Origin of the sequence: Blastococcus mobilis, from assembly GCF_900188025.1 — a bacterium.
GTDB lineage: Bacteria > Actinomycetota > Actinomycetes > Mycobacteriales > Geodermatophilaceae > Blastococcus_B > Blastococcus_B mobilis.
The window spans coordinates 1-9,306 of record NZ_FZNO01000054.1 but is presented as its reverse complement, the minus strand read 5'-3'; the positions used below and the strand labels follow the sequence as shown (position 1 = coordinate 9,306).

The following is a 9,306-nucleotide window of genomic DNA, read 5'->3' as shown; positions in this document are numbered from 1 at the left end:
CTCAAGCCAGCACAAAAACGAGGCGCCGCCAGAGCAGCCAGCCCCGGCGGCGCCCCGCCACGCCCTCTTGACAGGCGACCTCACATATCAGCCGAGGTGGGCGCGGAGCTTGCGGTGCCGCCGGCCGAGGGGCCAGCCGGGCGCGAGCACCCGGCGAGCACGGCCTAAGCGGGCGCGGCCAGAAGAGTGCGCCAGCGCATGCCGGTGATGGTATGGCCCGGACGGCGCCGGGCAATCCGTGCCGCCACTCCGGCACGGACGTCACGCCTGTTCGTTAGGACGAGGCCAGCCGGTGCCCCTTCCGATGCTCGACTTCGGCACCGCCGGGCTGGCGCGCCCTCACGCTCACGTGCAGCCGCAGGCACGAGCCAGGACTGCTGTCGCCTTGCCTCCGCGGGTCAAGAGTGGCGCGCTTCCGTGGTCTCGATCGGCGCGTCGCTGGTGTCAGATGCCGCGCGGTCGGGGGTCCGTAGCGCCTGCGGGCGAACCCCGACCCCGTGGCGGAAGGCGATGTCACCGCCGAGGAAGCCGCTCACCCCCACCAAGCTGAGACCGAGTGCGGCCAGGCGGCGCCCGAGTGGTCGCCGCCCGCGCTGACGCGCTGCCCACGAGCCGACGTACAGCCCCAGAGCGATGTTGTTGAGCGCCGCGTGCACCGCGGTCTCGCGTCGCACCCCGTCACGGGTGTCGAGGTACTGCACCAAGCCGGTCGTGGCAGCGGCGAGTGCCCCGACGATGCCGAAGCGGAGCGCGGTGTCCGCGGTGTATTCGTCCTGTGGATCCCCACTGGCCGCGCTGCGCGCGTCATACCAGCCACACAGTGTCCAGGCGCCGATGGGCAGTGCCACCACAACTGGATGGGTCGGGTGGCCGAGCCACTCGTTGCCGCGCAAGATCCATGTGATCGGTCGGCCCACCGCGGTTTCCGCGGCACTACCCAGCGCCGTCTGGGAGGCGCTCGAGAGCCGGTCGAGCCGACTGTTCGTACCGGGTAGCAGCCTATCGACCAGCGAGACGATCTCCATAAGATCTCCGACCTTCCGTCGACGCTTCTTATGCGCTGCAGTCTCCAGGTCTGCGGTGTACTGCGCACTTGCGGCCGTGCACCCGACCACGGGGCTGTCTGCTCGCGGGCATCCCCCCAGCGGCCACCAGCACAATCCGCGCCTCGCCCCCCGGCCGGTCGGCGCCTCGGTCGGCCAGACACCTGCTGGGCTGAGTCGGCCTTACGGTCCGCAGACGAACCGCAAGGCCGACCGGTTCAACCCGCGCTGAAGGCCCGAACACTGCGCGAGGCGGTGCCCCGGCTGGCCGAGCGGGCCCGCGAGCAGTTCTGGACCCACGAGGAGTTTTGATCGCCTGTCTCCAACGGGAGGTCGCCGCCCGCGAGTCCCACGGCGGCGAGGGGCGTATCCGCGCCGCCCGCTTCCCCGCCCGCAAGAGCCTGAAGGAGTTCGACTTCGACGACGCCCGCGGCCTCAAGCGCGACCTGATCGCCCACCCTGGCACTCTCGACTTCGTCACCGCCAAGGAGAACGTGCTGCTGCCCGGCCCGCCCGGCACCGGCAAAACCCACCTGGCCACCGGGCTGGCGATCCGCGCCTGCCAGGCCGGCCACCGGGTGCTGTTCGCCACGGCCACCGAGTGGGTCACCCGCCTGGCCGACGCTCACCACGCCGGCCGCTTCCAGGACGAGCTCCGACGGCTGGGCCGCTACACACTGCTGGTGGGAGACGAGGTGGGCTACGTGCCCTTCGAACCCGAGGCTGCCAACCTGTTCTCCAGCTGGTCAGCAGCCGCTACGAGCGGGCCTCGCTCATCGTCACCAGCAACAAGCCCTTCGGCCGCTGGGGCGAGGTCTTCGGCGACGAAGTCGTCGCCGCCGCCATGATCGACCGCCTCGTCCACCGCGCCGAAGTCATCTCCCTCAAGGGCGACAGCTACCGGCTCAAAAACCGCGACCTCGGCCGCCCCCACCCGGCCGCCCCCGACGAAGCATGACCCCGAGGGGGGTCCCGAGGGGGTCAACTTTCAGGCGTGGCTAGGGGGCCAGTTCCCAGCCACCGTTGACACTGGGGCGGTCTCTTCAGGCTGAGTGGAGGCGTGTGCGTATGTAGCGTGTCACCCCTCGGACACCGACACGAACCCCTGCGGCATGCTGGCGTGGGGGTTCACTCGTCTCACGGGCTCGACCATCGATGGTGTCGTGCGGGATCACTCGATGTATCCGGACTGCCGGTGTCCGGAGGCTCGGGCCGTTGGACGCAGCCCCCGCACCCCGCTCCGTGGCGTTGACGTCCGTCGACGGCGATGGAACGCCCCTGGCCCGGACCATGGATCACCGGTCGGCACGGCTTGGCCCAGTCGCCACGCGAGCAGGTAGCCCGCTGTGTCCCGCTCCTCCGGGATGCGTAGGGCTATCAGGGCTGGTCGCGGCGCAGGGCGCCGAGGACACCCCGCAGGCGTTCTACGAGCGTCGAGGTGGCGGCGTCGGCGGGCTCGGCGCCGTCGAGCAGCTCCAACGCCTCGTTCATGCTCTTGCGCAGCGCGTCCCGCTCGGCGGCGCGTGCGGCGACTTCGGCGTGCAGCAGGTAGAGGTCGACGAACACGGCTACCTTCGACCGCAACACCCACGGGTCGAAGGGCTTGGTGATGTAGTCGACCGCACCCGCCTGGTAGCCGCGGAAGGCCATGTGGGGGTCGTAGTCCGCCGCGGTGAGGAACAGGATTGGGATGTGCCGGGTCCGCTCCCGCTGCTTGACGTGCCGGGCGGTCTCAAAGCCATCCATCCCAGGCATGCGGGCGTCGAGGAGGATCAGCGCGAAGTCCTTGATGAGCAGCTGCTTGAGCGCGTCCTCCCCGTTGGTGACCGGTACGACCTCGATCGGCAGCCCCTCCAAGATGGCCTGCAGCGCCAGCAGGTTCTCCCGTCGGTCGTCGACGGCGAGGACCCGGACCGGCTCGGTCATGCCGGAGCGCCGACGTCGTGGGCGATCGCACTTCCGTCGCCGGTCACCCAGGACGCCATGATCGCGAGCAGCTCGTCAAGGTCGACGGGCTTGGTGACGTAGTCACTGGCGCCCGCGGCGAGGCTGGACTCCCGGTCGCCGGGCATCGCCTTCGCGGTCAGGAAGACGATCGGCAGCTCCCGCCACTGCGGCAGCGCCCGGATCCGGCGAGTGGTCGCGTTGCCGTCGAGGTCGGGCATCATCGCGTCCATCAGCACGATCTCGACTTCGGGGTGCTCGCCGAGCAGCGCGATGCCGTCGAGGCCGTTGTCGGCGTACAGGACCTCCAGCCCGTGCATCTCCAGGGCGCTGGTGAGCGCGAACACGTTCCGCACGTCATCGTCCACGATGAGCACCGTGGTCCCGGACAGGTCCGGCACCGGATGCACCGTCGACGACGTGGCACGCAGGATGGGCTCGCCCCGCTCGACGCTCTCCGACGGCGGTACGGTCGGTGGGCCGGCCGGGACGCCGGACGACGCCGTGGTGACCGCCGGGGACTCATTCGGAAGCAGCAGGGTGAACACCGACCCGGCCCCCGGCTCGGACGACACCGTGATCTTGCCGCCCAGCAGCCCGGCCAGCTCCTTGGAGATCGACAGGCCGAGCCCGGTGCCACCGTACTTGCGGCTGGTGGTGCCGTCGGCCTGCTGGAACGCCTCGAAGATCATCGCCAGCTTCTCGCCCGGGATCCCGATTCCGGTGTCACGCACCGCGAACGAGACGACGGAGCGGGCGCGGTCGAGCGAGGGCACCCCGTGCAGCGTGCGAGGTGGTGCCAGCCCGACCTCCAGCGTGACGCTTCCGGCGTCGGTGAACTTGAGGGCGTTGGCCAGGAGGTTGCGCAGGATCTGCTGCAGCCGCTGGGCGTCGGTCGTGATCGTCGCGGGCACCTCGGCGGTCGTCTCGACGCGCAGTTCGAGGCCCTTGTCCTCGGCCTGGACTCCGAACGCCTGCTCCACGTCGGCGCACACGTCGGCGAGCTGTACCGGGGCGGGGTGGATGTCCACCCGGCCGGCCTCGATCTTGGAGAGGTCGAGGATGTCCTCGATCAGACGCAGCAGCTCCGTCGCGGACGCATGGATCGTCGTGGCGAACTCGGTCTGCTTCGGGGTCAGGTTCGAGTCCCGGTTGTCGGCCAGCAGCCGCGACAGCAGCAGCAGCGAGTTGAGCGGGGTGCGCAGCTCGTGGCTCATGTTCGCCAGGAACTCCGACTTGTACTGGTTGGCCAGCGCGAGCTGCTGCGCCTTCTCCTCGACCCCGCGCCGGGCTGCGTCGATCTCCATGTTCTTGAGCTCGACGTTGCGGTTCTGCTCGGACAGCTGCAGCGCCTTCTCCTCCAGCTCGGCGTTGGTGCGCTGCAGCTCGGCGGACTGATCCTGCAGCTCCGTGGTCAGCCGCTGGGACTGCGCGAGCAGCTGCTCGGTGCGCCGGCCGGCCTGGATGGTCGCCAGCGCCACGCCGATCGTGGTGACGAGCCGCTCCAGGAAGGTCAGGTGCAGCGCCGAGAACGGCGTGGTCGCGCCGAGTTCGATCACCCCCAGCGACTCGCCCTCGAAGAGGACGGGGAGCACGACGATCGCGCCGGCCGCGGCGGTTCCGGTGCCGGAGCGCACATCCAGGTAGCCCAGGGGCAGCTCGGTGACGACGATGCTCTGCTTGCTCATCGCGGCCTGGCCCACCAGCCCCTCCCCGAAGCGGTACTCCTGCGGCGGATCCTGGAGCGGGACGGCGTAGCCGGCGCACATCACCCAGCGGGCCGGGGCGCTCGCCTCCGCGAGATCACCAGGATCGGCGGCCAGGAAGAAGGTGCCCACCTGGGCTCCCACCAGTGGCGCCACCTCCTCCATGATCATCTGACCGACGTCGCCGAGGTCGCGCTGCCCCTGCAGCAGGCCACCGATGCGGGCGAGGTTGGAATCCAGCCAGCCCTGCCCGGCGTTCTCCGCAGTGGTCTCGCGCAGCGCCGCGATCATCTGGTTGATGTTGTCCTTCAGCTCGGCGACCTCGCCGAGCGCCGCGACCTGGATCTGTTGGGTGAGATCGCCGCGCGCCACCGCGGTCGACACCGCCGAGATCGCGCGTAGCTGCGTCGTCAGGGTGCCGGCCAGCTGGTTGACGCTCTCGGTCAGGTCCCGCCAGGTTCCCGACACTCCGCGCACCTGCGCCTGACCGCCCAGCTTGCCCTCGGTGCCCACCTCGCGGGCCACCCGGGTCACCTCGTCGGCGAACGAGGAGAGCTGGTCGACCATCGTGTTGACCGTCGACTTCAGCTCCAGGATCTCCCCGCGCGCATCCACGGTGATCTTCTGGCTCAGGTCACCGCGCGCCACCGCCGTCGTCACCTGCGCGATGTTGCGCACCTGCCCGGTCAGGTTCGACGCGAGCTGGTTGACGCTCTCGGTGAGGTCCCGCCACGTGCCCGAGACATTCGGCACCTGGGCCTGACCGCCCAGCTGGCCCTCGATGCCCACCTCGCGAGCCACCCGGGTCACCTCGTCGGCGAACGAGGACAGCTGGTCGACCATCGTGTTCACCGTCGACTTCAGCTCCAGGATCTCCCCGCGCGCATCCACGGTGATCTTCTGGCTCAGGTCGCCGCGCGCCACCGCGGTGGCCACCTGCGCGATGCCGCGCACCTGCCCGGTGAGGTTGGCCGCCATCAGGTTCACCGCGTCAGTGAGGTTCTTCCAGGTGCCGGCCACGTCCGGTACCACGGCCTGCCCGCCCAGCCGGCCCTCGGTGCCCACCTCACGGGCCACCCGGGTGACCTCGTCGGCGAACAGCCGCAGCGTGTCGGTCAGCGAGTTGATCGTCTCGGCCAGCTCGGCGACCTCGCCCCGCGCCGAGACGGTGATCTTGCGGGACAGGTCGCCCTCGGCGATGGCGGTGGCCGCCAAGGAGATCGATCGCACTTGGTTGGTGAGGTTGCTCGCCATCGTGTTGACCGAGTCGGTGAGGGCCCGCCAGGTGCCCGCGACGCCGCGCACGTCGGCCTGGCCGCCGAGCCGCCCCTCCGTGCCGACCTCGCGGGCCACCCGGGTGACCTCGTCGGCGAACGAGGACAGCTGGTCGACCATCCTGTTTACCGTGCTGCCGATGCGGCGGAACTCGCCTCGGAGCCTGCGGCCTTCGATCTCCAAGGCCATGTGCTGGGAGAGGTCGCCCTCCGCGACCGCGTCGAGCACCCGGGCGATCTCGGCGGTGGGCGCGGCGAGATCGTCGATGAGGGCGTTCACCGCCTGCACGCCTCCCGCCCACGCGCCGTCGTAGGACTCCTCGTCGAGCCGCTCGGACATGCGCCCCTCGCGGCCGACGACCCGGCTGATCCGCAGCAGGTCTCGGCTGTGCCGCTCCTGAAGGGCCACCAGCTCGTTGAACTGCTCGACGACCTCGCTCGCCGGCCCCTCGCGGCGGGCCAGGCGAACGTCGAAGCGGCCGCGACGCACCTGCGCCAGCACCTGCGACAGCTCGACCAGGAAGGCGCCGTCGCCGCCGGTCGCATCCTCACCGGCGGCGTTCTCGGGCACCTCTGCGGGCGCCCGAGGGTCCTCGGGGACCACCGGTCGTGCGTGTCGTGTCGCCGTCATCACTGCCTCCACCTGCGCGTTATCGAGGCCGAGGGCCGCTGGGCCGACCCGCTCGGGCGGCGCCGGAACCACGTGCAGCAGACTGCACGCGTGCCCGATCGACTCGAGCGGCGGATGCGGTTCCCGCCCGACATCCGGTCGATCAGGCTCGTCCGGCGGATTATCCACGACGTGCTCGCCGATACGGCGGATGTCGGCTCGGCCGGGGTTGGCGGCGACGTGCCGGACTTCGTCGACGACGTGGTGCTGCTGGCCAGCGAGCTGTGCGAGAACGCCGTGCTGCACGCCGGCACCGCGTTCGACCTGGCGGTGGTGGCCGGTGACGACGAGGTCACCGTGGCCGTCACCGACCGCGGCGCGGGCGCGCTGGAGCTGCAACTGGCCGAGCCGCGCCAGCGCTACGGGCGGGCCGCCACCCACGGTCGCGGCCTGACCCTGATCGCGCGGCTGGCCACGTCCTGGGGCACCCGGCACCACGCCGACGGCCAGCACACGGTGTGGTTCACCGTTGCACGGCGATCGGCACCTCGCGTCGCCGTGCCGGAGACCCTTGTCCCCGCGCACGAGCGCACCTGGTCCGCCGCCGAGGAGGCCCGCTGGCTGCTGCACGTGCCGTCGTCCCTGGCCCGTCGCCTCGACCCCGCCGACCTGGTCCGGGAGCTCGCGGCCCGGCTGCGCGACGTCGTCGACGCCACGGCCGTCGTCGTCGAGGTCGACCGCGGCGACGGCTCCGGGGCCCGCGAGCTGGCGCGGGCCGGCGCCCTCACGCTCGAGGGCGCCGTCCCGCCAGGGAGGTCGCTCGACGTGCCGCTGCCGACCACGACCGGCCTGCACGGCACCATCCGGCTCGTCCTGCGCGAGGGTGCCGACGCCGTGCGGGCACGGGAGCTGACCGAGCTGATCGCCGGGCGGATCGCCATCACCGCCGAGTCACAGTTCCTCCAAGAGGTGGACCAGCGCCGCCGGGCGTGGACGACCTACCTGGTCGAGGCCAGCGAGCTGCTCGGCCAGTCCCTGGACCTCGACATGACGGTCGCGCTCGTGCCGCAGCTGGTGGTGCCCCGGCTGGGCACCTGGTGCGCGGTGCTGCTGCCGGAGGCGTCGCGACGGCTGCGCCTGGCCGCGATCGCGCACGCCGACGAGGACCGCCTGCCGGAGCTGCGGGCGGTGCTCGACCCCGACGCCGTGCCCGGTCCCCCGCCCCAGCTGAGGGACCGGCTGGCGGCGGCCCACCGCGGCGCCGCGCCGTCCTGGTTCTCCGAGCCCGAGGACGGCGTCGCGGTCGCGCTGCGGACCTCCGGAACCTCGACCGGGATGCTGCTTGTAGGGCGCCCCGCAGGCCGCTCGCACAGCCCCGAGGACCTGCTGTTGATCGACGACATCGCCCGCCGTGCGGCGCTGGCGGTCCACAACGCGCGAACCGTCGGCGAGCACGTGCAGGTGTCGCAGACGCTGCAGGCCGCCCTGCTGCCCCGCGCGCTGCCGCAGGTACCGCAGATCGACTTCGCCGCGGAGTACCTGCCCGCGAGCACCGGGGCCGACGTGAGCGGCGACTTCTACGACGTGGTCACGGTCGGCCCTCAGCAGTGGCTCGTCACCATCGGCGACGTCTGCGGCAAGGGCGCCCGGGCCGCGGCCCGCACCGGTCTGGTCCGCGATGTGCTCCGGGCGCTCGTGCGGGAGGGGCGCCCGCTGGTGCGGGCGATCGAGATGCTCAACGACGTCATGGTGGAGGCGGGCGACCCGCAGCAGTTCTGCACGCTCGCCGTCGTGATGCTGAGCCGGGCTGAGCACGAGGGGTGGTCCGCCGTCACGATCGATTTGGTGCTGGCCGGGCACGCCCAGCCGGTCGTCATCCGCGACGACGGCACCGCCGAGCTGATCGGTCGCTTCGGCACCGCACTGGGCCTGTTCGAGGCCGTCGACCTGCACTGCACCCGACACCTGCTCGCCGCCGGGGAGACGCTCCTGCTCTACACCGACGGCGTCACCGAGTGCCGGCGTGGCACGGAACAGTTCGAGGAGAAACGGCTGCTCGAGGCGGCCGCCGCCGCGTCCGGCACGAGCGCCGCGCGACTCGTGGCAACCGTGCGCGAGGCCGTGCAGCGCTTCGCCCCGGGCTCCTGCAGCGACGACATCGCCCTGCTCGCCGTCCGTGTCGAGCCCTAGCAGCCTGCTGGACGAGGGAGCAGGGCGTCTCGCCGCAGTCTTCGCTACGCGCTGTCTGAGGGTGCGACACACGAGGTCGCCACGCTCGCGCTACGCCCTGCTCTCAGCTGCGGGTCGGTCAAAACCGGCGGTGTCGTCTTGGTTCAGTGCCCAGCAGTGAACCGCCCCTTCGAGTCCGGAGACTTCGACGGACGACCGGAGCGCCCTCGGCGCGTGGGTGGTGGCGAACGCGCTGGCCGGTGAGGCGGCTCGCCCGATCGGACCTCCAGACACGGCGGAGTCGAGCGCATGGTTCACCGAGATCGGCTGGTCCGTCTTCCGGGTCGCTCCCCGCTGAGCCAGCGGTCATTCGACAGGCCATAGCCGTGTGCGTAAGTACCGTGTCCCCCCTCGGACACCGAGTTGAACCCCCACGGTCTTCAGGCCGGTGGGGGTTTGTCTTGTCTCAGCCCTGATCCACCGTCGATCTTGGTCGGCTGAATGAGGCCTGATTCGATCTTGATTGGCTTATGCGGGCGTGGGTGAGCTGCCGGTCTGCC

The 9,306-nt window shown here is 71.2% G+C and carries 4 protein-coding genes and 1 pseudogene; 2 read left to right on the top strand and 3 right to left on the bottom strand.

Annotation, left to right across the window (positions count from 1 at the left end; genetic code table 11):
* Nucleotides 1-398: 398 nt before the first annotated feature.
* Complete coding sequence (locus CHB94_RS23870; RefSeq protein ID WP_089339039.1) at nucleotides 399-1,025, bottom strand: DUF2231 domain-containing protein; 627 nt, start codon at nucleotides 1,023-1,025, stop codon at nucleotides 399-401.
* Nucleotides 1,026-1,351: 326 nt separating this feature from the next.
* On the opposite strand from CHB94_RS23870, the pseudogene istB reads away from it, so the two are divergent.
* A pseudogene (gene istB, locus CHB94_RS23865) lies at nucleotides 1,352-2,001 on the top strand (IS21-like element helper ATPase IstB).
* A gap of 419 nt (nucleotides 2,002-2,420) precedes the next feature.
* Here the strand turns inward: istB and CHB94_RS23860 are convergent.
* Nucleotides 2,421-2,969, bottom strand: a complete 549-nt coding sequence (locus tag CHB94_RS23860) for a response regulator (RefSeq protein ID WP_089339038.1) — start codon at nucleotides 2,967-2,969, stop codon at nucleotides 2,421-2,423.
* Nucleotides 2,966-6,598, bottom strand: a complete 3,633-nt coding sequence (locus CHB94_RS23855) for a HAMP domain-containing protein (RefSeq protein ID WP_089339037.1) — start codon at nucleotides 6,596-6,598, stop codon at nucleotides 2,966-2,968. Before CHB94_RS23855 ends, CHB94_RS23860 begins: the two co-directional genes overlap by 4 nt.
* A gap of 90 nt (nucleotides 6,599-6,688) precedes the next feature.
* On the opposite strand from CHB94_RS23855, the gene CHB94_RS23850 reads away from it, so the two are divergent.
* Nucleotides 6,689-8,767 carry a SpoIIE family protein phosphatase gene (locus CHB94_RS23850; RefSeq protein WP_141137642.1) on the top strand — a complete coding sequence of 693 codons (2,079 nt, stop codon included), beginning with the start codon at nucleotides 6,689-6,691 and terminating at the stop codon, nucleotides 8,765-8,767.
* The last annotated feature ends 539 nt before the right edge of the window (nucleotides 8,768-9,306 follow it).

Bases quoted from the DNA above. Each gene is read 5' to 3' on its own strand.
- CHB94_RS23870 (WP_089339039.1), bottom strand. From the start codon at position 1,025: ATGGAGATCGTCTCGCTGGTCGATAGGCTGCTACCCGGTACGAACAGT.
- CHB94_RS23860 (WP_089339038.1), bottom strand. From the start codon at position 2,969: ATGACCGAGCCGGTCCGGGTCCTCGCCGTCGACGACCGACGGGAGAAC.
- CHB94_RS23855 (WP_089339037.1), bottom strand. From the start codon at position 6,598: ATGACGGCGACACGACACGCACGACCGGTGGTCCCCGAGGACCCTCGG.